We start from the raw sequence: 15,965 nt of genomic DNA on the forward strand, positions 1-15,965 counted from the left end.
AATGCATCATCCAGATTCTGTAAGAATTAATAAAGCTATAAGCGATAGTGGTTTCTGCTCACGTCGTGAGGCTGACGCCCTAATTGAAAAAGGGCGCGTAACAATAAATGGCGTAAAAAGCACACTTGGCGATAGAGTTATGCCTAATGATGAAGTACGTGTTGACGGGAAATTAATTAAGGAAAATGAGAATCTTGTTTATATAATGCTCAACAAACCTGTTGGTATTACTTGTACTACCGATACGCGTTATGAAGATAATGTAATAGATTATGTGAATCATCCTGAACGAATTTTCCCTGTTGGAAGATTAGACAAACCTAGTGAAGGTTTACTTCTACTAACGAATGAAGGAGATATTGTAAATAAAATTCTACGTGCAGGAAACAAACACGAAAAGGAATATATCGTAAAAGTCGACAGACCTGTTACAGACGAATTTATAAAAAGAATGGGGTCTGGAGTTCCTATTCTTGATACTGTTACAAAGCGCTGTAAAGTTGAAAGAGTTAGCCGATTTGAATTCAGAATATTCTTAGTTCAAGGTTTGAACAGACAGATTCGCAGAATGTGTGAATACCTTGGCTATGAAGTTCTAGCGCTACAACGAATAAGAATTATGAATTTGGAATTAGGCGACTTACCAATTGGTGAATGGCGTGATCTTACTAAAGAAGAATTAAAAACTTTAAAGGATTCTGTAAAAGATAGCGATGGGCAGCCTAAACCTCATCCTAAAGCCGACTTTGATGAAAAAAGAGCCATAAAGCCCACAAGACGTCGTGAAATAGACAATAAAAAAAGTAAAACTCTTAGAAAAGATAAGCCACAAGCAAGAAAAGATCGCGGTGAAAAAAGAGGTGATTCTAATATTAAAAGTACAGGAGGAAGACGAAGAAGAGGTTAACTAAAAAGCATAAAAAAACCGCGTACCGATTGAGTAGCACGCGGTCATTTTAACTAACTAACCAAATTAAATTTCAATTATGAAATCTCAACCATTCTCTTTAAAACTTTCTTTTCTTCCATTTTAGGCAAAGTAACTTTTAATACTCCATCTTCATAGTTTGCCAAAATATCTTCAACTTTTACATTTTCAGGTAGTTTGAATGATTTTTCAAAACTTCCAAAATTGAATTCTCTTCTTTTATATTGAACTGCATTATCATTTTTCTGCTCTTGTTCTTGAGATTCCTTAACTTCCTTATAAGCAATCTTTAAGGTATCTTCCTCAACCTCAATACTGAAGTTTTCTTTGTGCAAACCTGGTGCAGCCAATTCGACTACAAAATTCGATAAATTTTCGATAATATTTACCGCTGGATTGCTAAAAGTTTCATAATTATTTAATCTATCAAGACGGTTTTCTAAAAATATATTATCTAATAAGTTAGGCAACCACATATTATTGTTATTAACTGTTTTCATAGTGTTATATTGTTTAATTTTTTACTAATTTCAATTACAATTAGTCAATAACAATTCCATTTATAAAAACCAGACAATTTGACTTGCTTTAGCTGAGTTTCACTGTCTTTTTGTCATCTGAAACCTTAATAATGAAGTATTTCCTTAACCGACTATCAACTTTCTTTAATATGCTAGAAGGTAAAATTGCTTTCTACCCAAGTATTTTTGCCTTAGGAGGATTTTTTTTAGCACTAAGCATGATATTTATTGAGCAACAAGGAGTTTCTCAAAAAGTGTTGAAAATATTTCCGATGTTGATGGTAGAGGATGGAGACACCGCTCTTAATGTTCTTAGCACTTGTATTGGTGGGTTAATAGCCATGATGACTTTTAGTTTTTCTATGGTAATGCTTTTATTAAGCCAGGCATCTAGCAATTTCTCCCCTCGCCTACTTCCAGGTTTAATTTCGAACAAAACCCATCAAGTTATTTTAGGAGTCTTTTTAGCCTCTATTATATACTGTATTTTCACATTGTTCTCCATAGACCCTAGCGAAAACAAATACACCTTGCCTGGAATATCAATTCTAATAGGCGTAATGTTTACGGTACTGTGTTTATTTTCATTTATCTTTTTCATTCATAATATTTCCCAAAGCATTCAGATAAATAACATTATGGACGGGATTTATAACAAAGCCACAAAACGTCTAGAAGAAATTATTGAAAAGGAAGAAGCTTCTTCTAAAATGCTTCCGCAAATTTTCCCTGATACTTCCGATTGGCATACTTACAGTTGTTCTAAAAGTGGATATTTTCAAAATATTTCAATTAAAAACATGAATGCATTATGTTTAGAACACGATATCCGGATTTACATTACAGTTCCCAAAGGATTATTTGTTTTGAAAAATAATTCTATGTTAAAAGTTAACAAACCAATTGACAACAAATTAGTGGAAGAGATATTTTCGAACATCAACTTTGCTCGAGGAGAATACATTCAAGACAATTACACCCTTGCCTTTAAGCAAATTACCGAAATTGCGGTAAAAGCTATGTCACCAGGAATCAACGACCCAGGAACCGCTATAAACGCTATAGACTACTTAACAGAGCTCTTTGCCCTACGTTTAAGAAAAAATGATAGAGGTGTTATTATAATAGATGGAAAAATGAATTTAAAAATAGCGATAATTCATTTTGAAGAGCTATTGTACAATGTTATGGCATCCCTAAGAGCTTATTGTAAGCACGACCCCATAGTTGTACAAAAATTAATATCCATGCTAACCTATTTAGACAAACAATCTATTAGAAATAAAGACTACAACACGGTTGTAAAAAATGAACTAAAAGCCTTGATTGACGATATGGATTTTAGTTCTGAAAAAGATAAGAACAAGATGTTTTCGTTAGCTAACCCTGATTTAAAAGCATAAAAAAACCTTTCATCTGTTAAAATGAAAGGTTTTATATAACTAAAGATTAGGCAAATAAATTAAGACAATACTTCCTTAACTTTATCTGCAGCTTCTTGGAATTCAATAGCACTCTGTACATCTAAACCACTATTGTCGATTAATTCTTTTGCGATATCTGCGTTTGTTCCTTGTAGACGAACAATAATTGGTACATTAATAGTTCCCATATTATTATAAGCATCAACAATACCTTGTGCTACACGGTCGCAACGAACGATACCACCAAATATATTTACTAAGATTGCTTTTACGTTAGGATCTTTCAAAATTAATTTGAATGCCGCTTCAACGCGCTCGGCATTTGCAGTACCTCCAACATCTAAGAAGTTAGCAGGCTCACCACCAGCTTGTTTAATCAAGTCCATAGTAGCCATTGCAAGACCAGCACCGTTAACCATACACCCAACATTACCATCAAGATCTACGTAGTTAAGACCTTTTTCTTGAGCTTCAACCTCAACTGGATTTTCTTCACGCTTATCGCGCATTTCCATATAATCTTTATGACGATACATTGCGTTATCATCAAGACTTACCTTAGCATCAACAGCAATAATTTTATCATCACTAGTTTTTAATACTGGGTTTATTTCGAATAAAGAAGAATCAGATTCGCTATATGCTCTGTATAGTGCAGAAACGAATTTTGTCATTTCTTTAAAAGCTTTTCCACTCAATCCTAAGTTAAAGGCAATTCTTCTTGCTTGGAATCCTAAAAGACCAACAGCAGGATCAATTTCTTCAGTAAAGATTAAATGTGGAGTTTCTTCGGCTACAGTTTCAATATCCATTCCACCTTCTGTAGAGTACATAATCATGTTTCTACCTGTAGAACGATTTAAAAGAACGCTCATATAAAATTCTTCTGGCTCACTATCTCCAGGGTAATAAACATCCTCAGCAATTAAAACTTGGTGTACTTTTTTTCCTTCTGCAGAAGTTTGAGGAGTGATAAGGTTCATTCCTATTATACTTCCAGCAATTTCTTCAACCTCTTGAAGGTTTTTTGCAAGTTTTACTCCGCCACCTTTTCCACGGCCACCAGCATGAACCTGAGCTTTAATTACATGCCAGCTAGTTCCAGTGTCTTCGGTAAGTTTTTTTGCAGCTGCAACAGCTTCTGCTGGAGTAGTTGCTACGATTCCGCGTTGTATTTCAACGCCAAAACTGTTTAGTATTTCTTTTCCTTGGTATTCGTGTAAGTTCATAGTTGCGATTTTGTTCCTACTGCATTTTATCAGTAGGCTTGATTTATGGTTTGCAAAAATAACAAATGTAACAAGAATGCCCTAATGTTTTTTAAGGCTTTCCTTCTAGGTGTAAAATTAAATTGAAAATTAATACTTTTCAAATATTTAGCCTCAATTACAAACTATCCATATTTATAACACTTCAGAAAGCAATTTGTTGAAAAATAGACTCAAATAATGAAAGATAAATAATTATTACAATTGAAAAGTTTATAGTTTTTAAAAAAAATAGTTAAAAAACCCGCAAATTGTAATTAATAAATCTATATTTGCATCTTATATTAATTATTTTATTTAAATACAATGAACAAAGGAACAGTAAAATTCTTCAACGACACCAAAGGTTTCGGTTTTATCACTGAAGAAGGAAACAACAAAGAACATTTTGTACACGTTACAGGACTTATCGACGAGATTCGCGAAGGTGACGAAGTAGAATTTGATCTTCAAGAAGGAAGAAAAGGATTAAATGCGGTTAACGTAAAAGTACTATAATATACTTATCACTTTTTAAGACAATAAACCTCGCTTTTAGCGGGGTTTTTTTTGCCTAAAACTTTCCTAACTACATTCAAATTGAAATAAGCAATGATAATTGTCAATAAAAACTATATTTATTGTAATTTTAAGACTCCATTAAATTCTAATTTCATTATGAAAAACACTACACTATTCTTATTAGCATTGTGCTTGCTGAGTTTTCAGCTCAATGCACAAGACACAAATCGAGAAGAAGAAAGAAGACAGGCTAAAATATTAAATGAGCCATCCTCTATTTCTTTGGAAGAACTCATTAAACAAAAAAATAACACCTATGTAATCACCAAACAACACGTAAGTAGTATTAGCGGTGTTAATCACATCTATTTACGACAAGCCATAAACGGAATAGAAGTTTACGGCACAGAATCTAGCATTCACATTGACAAGAATGGAAAGGTTTTAGTAGAACACAATAAATTCTTAGCAGATATTCAAGCTACCGTAAAAAGTAATGCTCAAGGAATTTCTGCAAAACAAGCAATTACTTCTGTAGCCAGACAAATGAACTACAAAATTGGCAATCTTCAAGAAGTAAAAAGTATCGGTGGTAAAAACAAAGCTGCAGTTTTTAATAAAGCAGATATTTCTTCAGAAGACATTCCTGTTAAACTAATGTATTATTACAGACAAGGTATTGGCACTCAACTAGTTTGGGAGCTTTCCGTATCTGAAACAACTTCATCAGACTGGTGGAATTTCCGCGTTGATGCTTCAACAGGAAATATTATTGACAAAGACAACTGGACTTTATACTGTAATATATTAGGAGATCACGAAGACCACATTCACGCTGCTGAAAACTCAGCGCCTTTTGTTGGGCCGATGAATGAGCCTTATAACTACAACAATACAAATTCTTCAAACACTACAATGGCTCCAGCAGCAAGCTATAGAGTATTTGCAATGCCTGTAGAAAGTCCAAATCACGGAACGCGTACTTTAGTTACAAACCCAGAAAACCTAACTGCATCCCCTTATGGATGGCATGACATTAGCGGTAATAATACTGCTGATTACACCAATTCTCGTGGTAATAACGTTGATGCATATGACGATGACAATGCAAACAACCAACCAGACAACAAATACGCGTTTAGCCCAGGCGGAAACTTAATTTTTGACTTCCCGTTAAATACTAACTATAGTAATAGTGACCAATCAGAGAGCGCTGCAATTACAAACCTTTTTTATTGGAACAATATTATCCATGACGTAACTTATCAATATGGTTTTGATGAAGCTAGTGGAAATTTTCAACACAATAATTATGGAAAAGGCGGAATAGGTAATGACCGCGTTAATGCAGAAGCTCAAGATGGATCGGGAACATGTAATGCAAACTTCGCTACTCCCCCAGACGGAAACAGACCTCGTATGCAAATGTATGTTTGTGATAACAGAGATGGGGATTTAGATAATATGGTAATTGTTCATGAATATGCACATGGTATTTCTAATAGATTAAGCAACTTAGGCGGACAAGAACAAATGGGTGAAGGATGGAGCGACTATTATGGATTAATGCTTACTATGCAAAGCGGAGATTCAGGAACTGATTCTAGAGGTGTTGGAACTTGGTTAATTGGTGAAGGTCCAAATGGCCCAGGGATTAGAACCCATCCTTACAGTACAAATTTTGCAATTAACCCTCACACTTACGATGATATTAAATCAGAAGTTGCACCACACGGAGTAGGTTCTATTTGGACTGCAATGCTTTGGGAAATGACATGGGAGCTAATTGCTGTACACGGTTTCGATACAGATTTTTATAATGGAAGTGGTGGAAATAATATCTCTTTAGCCTTAGTAACAGAAGCGCTTAAATTACAACCAAGCAATCCTGGTTTTGTGGACGGTCGCGATGCTATTTTAGCAGCAGATATGGCATTATATGGTGGAGAAAACCAATGTGCAATTTGGGATGCGTTCGCCAGAAGAGGACTTGGTTATAGCGCTATTCAGGGCTCATCTAGTAGTAAAACAGATGGAACCGAAGCATTTGATTTACCACCAAACTTTTCAAGCTTAAATGTAATAGATGAAGTATGTCTTTCAGACGGAGTTCAAATTGGTCTTTCAGGAGGTAACCCTGCAGGAGGAGTTTATAGTGGACCTGGAGTAACTGATGATGGAAACGGAACAACCTTTACTTTCGACCCAAGTGTTGGAGGTCCTGGATTAGTAACGGTAACTTATGCAGTAGATGATTTCTGTACTGGAGACCCAACTACAATTACAGATGAAATTAATGTAACAAACGAACCTCCTGTAATTATTTGCATGGGTTCAGGCGGAGTTCCAATGACAGGCTCTAAATCAAGCTCACCTGGTGTTGCAATCCCTGATGCTAATACAAATGGGGTTACAGTAACAATGAATGTAACCGAAGATGTTACAATAACCGATTTAGATGTAGATTTAAACATAACACATAGTTGGGTAGGAGACTTAATTGTTAGCATAAAATCTCCAGCTGGTACTACAGCTGTAATTGTTGATAGACCAGGAAGAACAAATTCCGGGTACGGTTGCTCTGGAGATGATATTGTTGCTACCCTTGACGATGAAGCTGCTACATCTGTAGAAAATGAATGTTCGAGTTCAACACCAACTATTAATGGAACTTTTAAACCAAACAATCCATTGTCAGTTTTTGATGGTGAAAGCACTTTAGGAACATGGGAACTTAAAGTTTCGGATGTTGCAGGTGGTCTTACGGGTACACTAAACACTTGGGCAATAGATTACGATTATGAAATAGACGCTCCTGTACTAGATGTTACACTTGACGGTACCGGAAATGCTACTATAAATGCAGAAGCATTATTATACGATGTTACTGTTGAATGTGGTAGCTACACTGTACTTGCAGGAAGCCCATTAGCTTCAACAGTAAGCTTTAGCTGTTCAGACGTAGGGTTAAATACTATCTTAGTAGAAGTAACAAATGATAGTGGAGCTAGCTCTACTTGTTCGGCAATTGTTAATGTTATTGGTAACGGCGGTGGCGGTCCACTTCTTTGCCCAGGGGATATCACACAAGATAACGACCCAGGGGTTTGTGGCGCAGTTGTTACTTATACAGTAGACTCACCAGCAGGTTGTGGTGGTTCAGGAACTATTACACAAACTGCAGGTTTAGCAAGTGGAAGCACATTCCCTATAGGAACTACCGTTAACACCTTTGAATACGACGATGGAATCAATCCGATAGAAACATGTTCTTTTTCTGTAACTATAAATGATACTGAAGCTCCTACAGCAGTTTGTCAGAATATTTCTGTGCAATTAGACGCTTCTGGAAATGCAACCATTACAGCTGCAGATGTTGACGGAGGTTCTAGTGATAATTGTGCTATTGATACATTAAGTATTTCAACTAGCTCATTTACTTGCGCAGATATAGGTACAAATAATGTTACACTAACCGTAACAGATGCAAGCGGAAACACAAGTACATGTGTAGCTGTTGTAACAGTAACTGATGACCTCCCTCCTACTATTACGTGTCCTTCAAACCAAACAGTTGATACTGATCCTGGAAATGAATTTTACGTATTGCCTGATTATTTTGGAACTGGAGAAGCAACAGCAGTAGATAATTGTACATCTCCTGTTACTATTACTTCTCAGAATCCTGCGGCAGGAACACAGCTTCCTGAAGGAGTTCACACTATTACGTTAACTGCTGAAGACGAGTATGGAAACGATGCTACTTGTACGTTTGAACTTACTGTTAATGAAGTTTTAGGTATTGGTGATAACAACTTAGATTCGGATAGTATACAAATGTATCCTAACCCGACTACGCATTCTATTACCTTAGGAAAATCTACAAGTCTTTCTTTAGAAAACTTGAAGATATTCGACTTAAGAGGAAGAGTAATTAAAACAATCGATCTTAGAAATATGGGAGCTGAAAAAGTTATCGATGTTTCCGAATTGGCCTCAGCGACATATTTTGTAATCATACAAGGTAAAGATGGTCAAGTAATAAAAAGACTTATAAAAGAGTAAGTCAATAACTAAACTAAAAACAAAACCCTTCCGAAATAAATCGGAAGGGTTTTTGCTTTTTAAAATATTTAATAAGATGGCTAAAAGCTAGCTACTTCTTTTTTTGCAGTTTGAAATTCTTCAACCATTTCTTTTAATATTACTCCAGCTGGTTTAATATCGTGAATCAGTCCAGAAACCTGTCCTATTTCTAATTCACCTTCAACTAAATCTCCCTCAAACATTCCACGTTTTGCACGAGCCCTCCCTAAATGCTTGGCAAGCTCTTCTTTTGTAGGATTCGTTTTATACAACTCCATAACACTTTCAAAGAATTCATTCTTAAGCATTCTTACTGGAGCTAATTCTTTTAAAGTAAGTTGGGTATCTCCTTCTTTTGCGTCTACAACCATTTGTTTAAACGCATGATGTGACGAAGCTTCATCCGATGCCACAAAACGACTACCTACCTGTACCCCATCTGCACCTAAAACCATAGTAGCAAGCATAGCGCGACCTGTAGCAATACCTCCAGCAGCTATTAATGGAATCTGCAATTGCTCCTTTACCATTGGAATTAAAGTAAGTGTAGTAGATTCTTCACGACCATTATGGCCTCCTGCTTCAAAACCTTCTCCTACAACAGCATCTACTCCTGCTTCTTGTGCTTTTAAGGCAAACTTTACACTACTAACAACGTGTACTACTGTAATGCCGTTTTCTTTAAGTTTAGAAGTATATGTCTTTGGATTTCCAGCCGAAGTAAAAACTATTTTAACCCCTTCTTCAATTATTATATCAATAATTTTTTCAATATCAGGGTAAAGCATTGGCACATTAACACCAAATGGTTTGTCTGTAGCTTTTTGGCACTTTATTATATGTTCCCGAAGCACTTCAGGATACATTGAACCTGCTCCTAAAAGGCCTAAACCACCTGCATTAGAAACAGCACTAGCCAAACGCCAACCACTATTCCATATCATACCACCTTGAATAATTGGATATTCAATTTTGAAAAGCTCTGTAATTTTATTCTGCACTATTTTTTTAGGATTTTGTAACTTGTTGTCTTGTTGTTTGATGTAATAGATGCAATATACATCCCTGAAGTTAGGTTAGATAAATCAATGCGATTATTACTAGCCGTAATATTAGTTTGAAGTATTTTTTCACCTAAAACATTATACAATACAAACACAGCATTTTCTGCAGTTTTAGGAAATGAAATATTTACTTCAGTAGTAACTGGGTTTGGATATAAAGCAAATTGATTTTCTTGTAGTTCTTGTTCGTTCACTTTAAGTAATAGCGTATTTAATGCTTCTCCAAAATTTGGAATTCCATAACCCATTAAATCTGTTGGATTGTTGTATAAATGTGCAGACTCACGAATTGCTTGCATAACTACATCGTTTTTTAATGTAGGTACAGCACTCCATAAAGATGCCACAGCTCCAGCAATTATAGGAGAACTAAAAGAAGTTCCATTAGAAGTTAAAGGATCTCCCCAATAATCTGTAGTTGCGCCAAATCTATCTACAACAGCTGTATTAGCTCCTTGAGCCATTACATCAGGCTTTACTAGTCCAGCTGAATTTGGACCGTAAGAACTGAAATAAACATAATTTTCATTTGCATCAACCGCGCCTACAGTGAAAGAACCTGGCGCATCTGCAGGAGTTCCCACATAACCAAAGCCAGAACCGTCGTTACCCGCAGAAGTAACTGTAATCATACCTTTATCAAAAGCTATATTAGCTCCGCGAGCTGCAATAGTAGTTTCTCCATCTAAATCTGAATATTGATGAGTATATGCTGGTTTGTCATAATCCTGGTAACCTAAAGAAGTATTACTCACGTAAACACCTAAGCTATCGGAACGCTCCAATGCTTCAACCCAATACGCCTCCTCAGCAGGAGACTCTTCACTATCATCCTCTGTAATAAATAAGTAATAGGAAGCATTTGGCGCTGTACCTACAAATTCATTTGTAACCACTGCAGCTGCATCACTTAAGGTTAAAGCTCCGTGACCACCTGTTCCATTTGGACTCTCCACACGGGCAACAAAATCATAATACCCAAGTAATCTTCCTTCATCACGCATATGAGCATAAGCAGGGTTGTATAATACATTAGGATATCCATTATCCATAAATGCTACAGCAATATCTTGACCCGTAAAATCTTCTTGATGTAAAACATCAACACCAATCATTTCAGTCTGATTCTCAGCATTCCCATAATTATAAACTACTCTTAATTGCTCTTCTTGTTCTATTTTATTCTGTAAAGATCTAAACTGTCTTTCAAATTCTCTAGGTCCAGGTCTATTCATACTTTTATCAGCATACTCAATGTCTGAAACAAATGAAAGATTTAAAAGATTATTGATATTAGTTAAAGTTCCTCGTACATAAACAGCATTTAACCATTTTGATTTTGCAAGAACCGTAATACCTGTTGCAGTTTCTATCTGTGCTTTTTGCACTTCATTTAAAGGAACATCGCGTTCATCAATAGCAATACCTTGTGCTAATTTTCTATTTATTGCCGCTGTAGTTAAAATAGTTGATGGGTCTGCCAATGCAGCCGAAACCACCGAAGGATCCTTAGGTTCTAAAAAAACTAGGGCATCTTCTAACTGTGCAAAACTTAGGGTTGATACAAATGCAAATACTAATAATAGGAATAATTTTTTCATATAATATTTTTAAGAGATAACACCACTGCCAAGTAACTCAGCTCCATTATACCAAGCCACGAATTGACCCTCTGTAATAGCAGATTGCGGATTATCAAAGATAATATAAAGTCCTGAATGCGTGCAGTGCAAAGTTGCTTTTTCTAATGGCTGTCTATAGCGTATACGGGCCATAACTTCCATTTTTTCATCTTCTTGAAGCTTTAAATCTTCACGAACCCAATGAACTTCTTCGTCCTTTACAAAAAGTCCGCGTCTGTAAAGTCCTGGGTGACTTTTACCCTGCCCTGTATAAATAATATTTTCTTCAACGTCTGTGTCTATCACAAATAATGGCTCTTTGGTACCACCAACTGCTAAACCTTTTCGTTGCCCTTTAGTAAAATAATGCGCTCCATTGTGAACCCCAACTTCTTTACCATCAGATTTTGAATATTTATGTTTTGCTGAAAGAAATTCAAGTTCTTCCATTTCAGAAGTAAACTCTGGAGTTTCCACTTTATATTCAGGCAATGTTGCTGGAACTTCAACAATTATTCCATCTTTAGGAGCTAATTTTTGTTGAAGGAAATCTGGTAATCTCACTTTTCCTATAAAACACAAGCCCTGAGAATCGCGTTTTTCAGCAGTGATAAGATTTTGTTCGGCTGCAATTTTTCTAACTTCTGGCTTTAATAATTCACCAATTGGAAACAATGTTTTGGATAGTTGTTCTTGCGAAAGTTGACACAAAAAGTAAGACTGATCTTTATTAGGATCTTTCCCCGCTAGTAAATGATGAATTTCTGTTTCAACGCCATTCTCTTCACTTACTGAAGTTGTTTTTCTGCAATAATGCCCAGTAGCGACAAAATCTGCTCCCAAACCTAGCGCTATTTTCATAAACACATCAAATTTAATTTCGCGATTACAAAGCACATCTGGATTTGGAGTACGTCCCATTTGGTATTCACGGAACATATAATCTACAATTCGCTCTTTGTATTCTTCACTTAAATCTACAGTTTGAAATGGTATTCCTAATTTCTCAGCAACAAGCATTGCATCATTACTGTCTTCTAACCAAGGACACTCATCTGAAATAGTTACAGAATCGTCGTGCCAATTCTTCATAAAAAGACCTATAACTTCATAGCCTTGTTCTTTTAACAAATAGGCTGCTACACTAGAGTCTACACCTCCGCTTAATCCTACTACAACACGTTTTTTCATGGGTATTTTTGAAAGAAACCATCACCTTTAATGGCCATAGTTTTTGGATGTGCAAAGATACAATTACTATGCCCGAAATTCAAACTGCAAATAAAGTGACTTTAAACAATTTTAAAAGGCTTTTATTACAATCTGAAATTAACGTATCTTTAAAACCTGAGCCCACATAAATCGGCTATTTTTGTTCAAAATCTTTCATATAGCACATGCCAATTAAATCTATTCCTTATAAAGAGACCGGTTATTTTTCTAAACTTATCTGCGACTATTTAGCAGAAGAAAAATCATTAATTCCTTTTTATAATCGTTTTCCAAACTTGGAGAACTTCAAACTTCAAATTGAAGAGAAACAAAATAGTTTTAATATTCGTCAGAGACGGTTATTGTCTAAACAGATTATGTTGCAATACGGGTACAACTCTATATCCCAAGCTACGTTAACCAACTTAGACTTGCTTAAGGAAAACACAACTTTTACCGTAACAACTGGGCATCAGCTCAACCTTTTTACCGGGCCACTATATTTTCTTTACAAAATATATTCAACGATAAACTTATGTGAAAAGCTAAAGGAGCACTATCCTAATTTTAATTTTGTTCCCGTTTATTGGATGGCAACAGAAGATCACGATTTTGAAGAGATAAACTATTTTAACACTTACAAAAACAATAATACTTCCAGGATTGAAAAGGTTAAATGGGACAGAAATTCTTCTGGTGCTGTTGGAGAATTAAATACTGAAGGCTTAAATGAAGTTTTTGAAAAATTAAAAACACAATTTGGCAACAGTGAAAATGCTAAAGAGCTTCTTAGATATTTTTCTGACGCTTATTTAAAAAATGACAATTTAGCTGATGCCACTCGACACTTAGCCAATACATTGTTTTTTGAATCTGGATTAGTAATTGTTGATGGCAATGATGAGGTTTTAAAGAAATATTTCATTCCTTATGCTGAAAAAGAAATAACTGAAAATCTTAGTTTCAAAAAAGTTTCTGAAACCACTAAAAAACTTACCGACTTAGGTCATTCAGAACAGGTGCATCCTCGAGAGGTTAATTTATTTTACTTAAATAAGAATATTAGGGAACGTATCATAGAAAGTGAAGGTGATTTTTACGTGAATAACACTGAAATCTCATTTTCTAAGGAGGAGATTTTAGCCGAAATAAATGATAACCCACAGTGCTTTTCTCCAAATGCCTTACTACGTCCATTATATCAAGAAGCCGTTTTACCAAACCTCTGTTATATTGGTGGAGGCGGTGAACTAGCGTATTGGTTTCAATTAAAAGATTATTTTAATGAGGTAAAAGTTCCATTTCCTATTCTTTTATTGAGAAATTCAGCTTTAATAGCTCCTAAAAAATTATTGGAAGAGCTAGAAACTTATGACGTTTCTGTTGAAGATTTATTTCTTCCACAACAAGAGTTAACTACCAAGCACGTTCATAAAATTTCAGATATTGAAATTGATTTTTCTAAACAAAGAGAATTTTTAAAACAACAATTTAAAGATTTATATGTGCTAGCTGAAAAAACGGACAAGTCGTTTCTTGGTGCTGTTGCTGCTCAAGAGAAAAAACAACTTAACGGTCTAGATAATCTTGAGTCCAGATTACTAAAAGCTCAAAAAAGAAAACTTTCTGAAAAATTAAACCCTGTAAAAAACATTCAAGATACTCTTTTCCCAAAGGGAAGTTTACAAGAGAGAAACCTAAATTTTTCAAACTTCTACTTAGATAATGGAGAAGAAATATTAGACATCATTAAAGAGAATTTAGATCCTTTAAATTTATCTTTTACAATTATTGAAGTTTAAGTTTCAACTTCACAAGAAACATAAAAACCCACCTTTAAATTTATAAAGGTGGGTTTTTTAATAAAGTTATATTATGTGATTTATTTGAAGAACGAATCCACAAATTCAATCTTATTAAATACCTGAAGATCTTCCATCCCTTCACCTACTCCAATATATTTTACTGGAATTTGAAATTGGTCGCTTATACCAATAACAACTCCACCTTTTGCAGTACCGTCAAGTTTAGTAACCGCTAGAGAGGTAACTTCGGTTGCAGCTGTAAATTGTTTAGCCTGTTCAAATGCATTTTGCCCAGTAGAACCATCTAAAACTAAAAGCACATCGTGAGGCGCATCTGGTATAACTTTCTGCATCACACGTTTTACTTTAGTAAGCTCGTTCATTAAGTTTACTTTATTGTGAAGACGCCCTGCCGTATCTATAATTACAACATCAGCATTTTGATTTACTGCGCTCTGTAAGGTGTCAAAAGCAACACTAGCAGGATCACTACCCATACTTTGTTTAACGATAGACACATCAGTTCTATCAGCCCATATTTGTAATTGATCGATAGCTGCAGCACGGAAAGTATCGGCAGCACCTAAAACTACTTTCTTACCTGCTTTTTTAAATTGATAAGCCAATTTCCCAATGGTAGTAGTTTTACCTACACCGTTTACACCAACAACCATAATAACGTATGGTTTTTTATCTTGTGGCATTTCAAATTCGGTAGCGTTACCAGAATCTATTTCACTTAAAAGCCCAGCAATTTCTTCGCGAAGAATTTTATTTAGCTCGTCAGTACCTAGGTATTTATCCCTAGCAACTCGCTCTTCAATTCTTTCAATTACTTTTAAGGTAGTATTTACACCAACATCACTAGAAACCAATACCTCTTCAAGGTTATCTAAAACCTCATCATCAACCTTGCTTTTTCCAGCTACAGCTTTACTAAGCTTATCGAAGAAAGATGTTTTAGTTTTTTCTAGCCCTTTATCAAGTGTTTCTTTTTTCTCCTTGGAGAATATCCTTTTAAATATACTCATGGTTTCCGTGGTCGGTTAAAGGTTATAAATTTATGCTATTATCAGCTCAATTATATACCTGACTATTTTTTAAATAACAAAAATACGAAAAGCCACCTTCGTAAAAAAGTGGCTTTAACTCAATATTTTAATCTGGTTATTTTTTGTTTAACCAGTCGTTTACCATCTCTGGAGACATAATAGCCTCAGTAAATGTATATGCTCCTGATTTTTCCGATTTAACCATTTTAATAGCTTTGGTTAAACGTTTTGAACCTGTCTGTAACGATGCTACTGATTTCTTTGCCATTTTATCTCTTATTTAATCTCTTTATGAACCGTCATTTTCTTAAGAATTGGGTTGAATTTCTTCAACTCCATTCTATCCGGTGTATTCTTTTTGTTTTTGGTAGTGATGTAGCGAGAAGTTCCTGGTTTACCAGATTCCTTATGCTCAGTGCACTCCAAAATTACTTGTACTCTATTTCCTTTTTTAGCCATTGTAATAGACTTTATTGATTATT

General features: G+C 35.1%; 13 protein-coding genes. 5 read left to right on the top strand and 8 right to left on the bottom strand.

The features are described 5' to 3' along the window. Window position 1: 1 nt before the first annotated feature. Entirely contained in the window at window positions 2-907 is a 906-nt protein-coding gene (gene rluF, locus G3A46_RS12700; protein WP_165150337.1) for a 23S rRNA pseudouridine(2604) synthase RluF, read from the top strand. Window positions 908-984: 77 nt separating this feature from the next. Here the strand turns inward: rluF and G3A46_RS12705 are convergent, their stop codons facing one another. Continuing rightward, complete coding sequence (locus G3A46_RS12705) at window positions 985-1,428, bottom strand: Hsp20/alpha crystallin family protein (protein WP_165150339.1); 444 nt, start codon at window positions 1,426-1,428, stop codon at window positions 985-987. Window positions 1,429-1,559: 131 nt separating this feature from the next. On the opposite strand from G3A46_RS12705, the gene G3A46_RS12710 reads away from it, so the two are divergent. Further along, window positions 1,560-2,852 carry a DUF2254 domain-containing protein gene (locus G3A46_RS12710; protein ID WP_165150341.1) on the top strand — a complete coding sequence of 431 codons (1,293 nt, stop codon included), beginning with the start codon at window positions 1,560-1,562 and terminating at the stop codon, window positions 2,850-2,852. Between the two features lie 59 nt (window positions 2,853-2,911). Here the strand turns inward: G3A46_RS12710 and sucC are convergent, their stop codons facing one another. Then, window positions 2,912-4,102 carry an ADP-forming succinate--CoA ligase subunit beta gene (sucC, locus tag G3A46_RS12715; protein WP_165150343.1) on the bottom strand — a complete coding sequence of 397 codons (1,191 nt, stop codon included), beginning with the start codon at window positions 4,100-4,102 and terminating at the stop codon, window positions 2,912-2,914. A 345-nt stretch (window positions 4,103-4,447) separates the two neighbouring features. Here sucC and G3A46_RS12720 point away from each other — a divergent pair, with 345 nt between their 5' ends. Both G3A46_RS12720 and G3A46_RS12725 read left to right on the top strand, forming a co-directional pair. Then, entirely contained in the window at window positions 4,448-4,639 is a 192-nt protein-coding gene (locus G3A46_RS12720; protein ID WP_139856072.1) for a cold shock domain-containing protein, read from the top strand. A 159-nt stretch (window positions 4,640-4,798) separates the two neighbouring features. Continuing rightward, window positions 4,799-8,707 carry a M36 family metallopeptidase gene (locus tag G3A46_RS12725; RefSeq protein ID WP_165150345.1) on the top strand — a complete coding sequence of 1,303 codons (3,909 nt, stop codon included), beginning with the start codon at window positions 4,799-4,801 and terminating at the stop codon, window positions 8,705-8,707. An 80-nt stretch (window positions 8,708-8,787) separates the two neighbouring features. On the opposite strand, the gene G3A46_RS12730 is transcribed toward G3A46_RS12725, so the two are convergent. Genes G3A46_RS12730 through mnmA form a run of 3 tightly spaced genes read right to left on the bottom strand, consistent with a single transcriptional unit; the run spans window position 8,788 to window position 12,605 of the window. Beyond that, complete coding sequence (locus tag G3A46_RS12730) at window positions 8,788-9,729, bottom strand: nitronate monooxygenase (protein ID WP_165150347.1); 942 nt, start codon at window positions 9,727-9,729, stop codon at window positions 8,788-8,790. After that, entirely contained in the window at window positions 9,729-11,393 is a 1,665-nt protein-coding gene (locus G3A46_RS12735; protein WP_165150349.1) for a S8 family peptidase, read from the bottom strand. The genes G3A46_RS12730 and G3A46_RS12735 overlap by 1 nt, the downstream gene beginning before the upstream one ends. 9 nt (window positions 11,394-11,402) lie before the next feature. Further along, window positions 11,403-12,605: a tRNA 2-thiouridine(34) synthase MnmA gene (gene mnmA / locus G3A46_RS12740; protein WP_165150351.1), complete on the bottom strand. Its 1,203-nt coding sequence runs from the start codon at window positions 12,603-12,605 to the stop codon at window positions 11,403-11,405. Between the two features lie 206 nt (window positions 12,606-12,811). Here mnmA and bshC point away from each other — a divergent pair, with 206 nt between their 5' ends. Continuing rightward, window positions 12,812-14,428: a bacillithiol biosynthesis cysteine-adding enzyme BshC gene (gene bshC / locus G3A46_RS12745; protein ID WP_165150353.1), complete on the top strand. Its 1,617-nt coding sequence runs from the start codon at window positions 12,812-12,814 to the stop codon at window positions 14,426-14,428. Window positions 14,429-14,508: 80 nt separating this feature from the next. Here the strand turns inward: bshC and ftsY are convergent, their stop codons facing one another. The 3 genes from ftsY to rpmG form a co-directional block, all read right to left on the bottom strand. After that, window positions 14,509-15,462, bottom strand: coding sequence for a signal recognition particle-docking protein FtsY (gene ftsY / locus G3A46_RS12750; RefSeq protein ID WP_165150354.1), 954 nt, complete (start codon window positions 15,460-15,462; stop codon window positions 14,509-14,511). A 136-nt stretch (window positions 15,463-15,598) separates the two neighbouring features. Further along, window positions 15,599-15,751: a DUF4295 domain-containing protein gene (locus G3A46_RS12755; RefSeq protein WP_139856086.1), complete on the bottom strand. Its 153-nt coding sequence runs from the start codon at window positions 15,749-15,751 to the stop codon at window positions 15,599-15,601. Window positions 15,752-15,759: 8 nt separating this feature from the next. Beyond that, window positions 15,760-15,942 (bottom strand): 50S ribosomal protein L33, encoded by a 183-nt coding sequence (gene rpmG, locus G3A46_RS12760; protein ID WP_045081706.1) that lies wholly within the window; start codon window positions 15,940-15,942, stop codon window positions 15,760-15,762. Window positions 15,943-15,965 lie beyond the last annotated feature (23 nt).

This window comes from Aequorivita sp. KMM 9714 (genome assembly GCF_011065475.1).
GTDB lineage: Bacteria > Bacteroidota > Bacteroidia > Flavobacteriales > Flavobacteriaceae > Aequorivita > Aequorivita sinensis.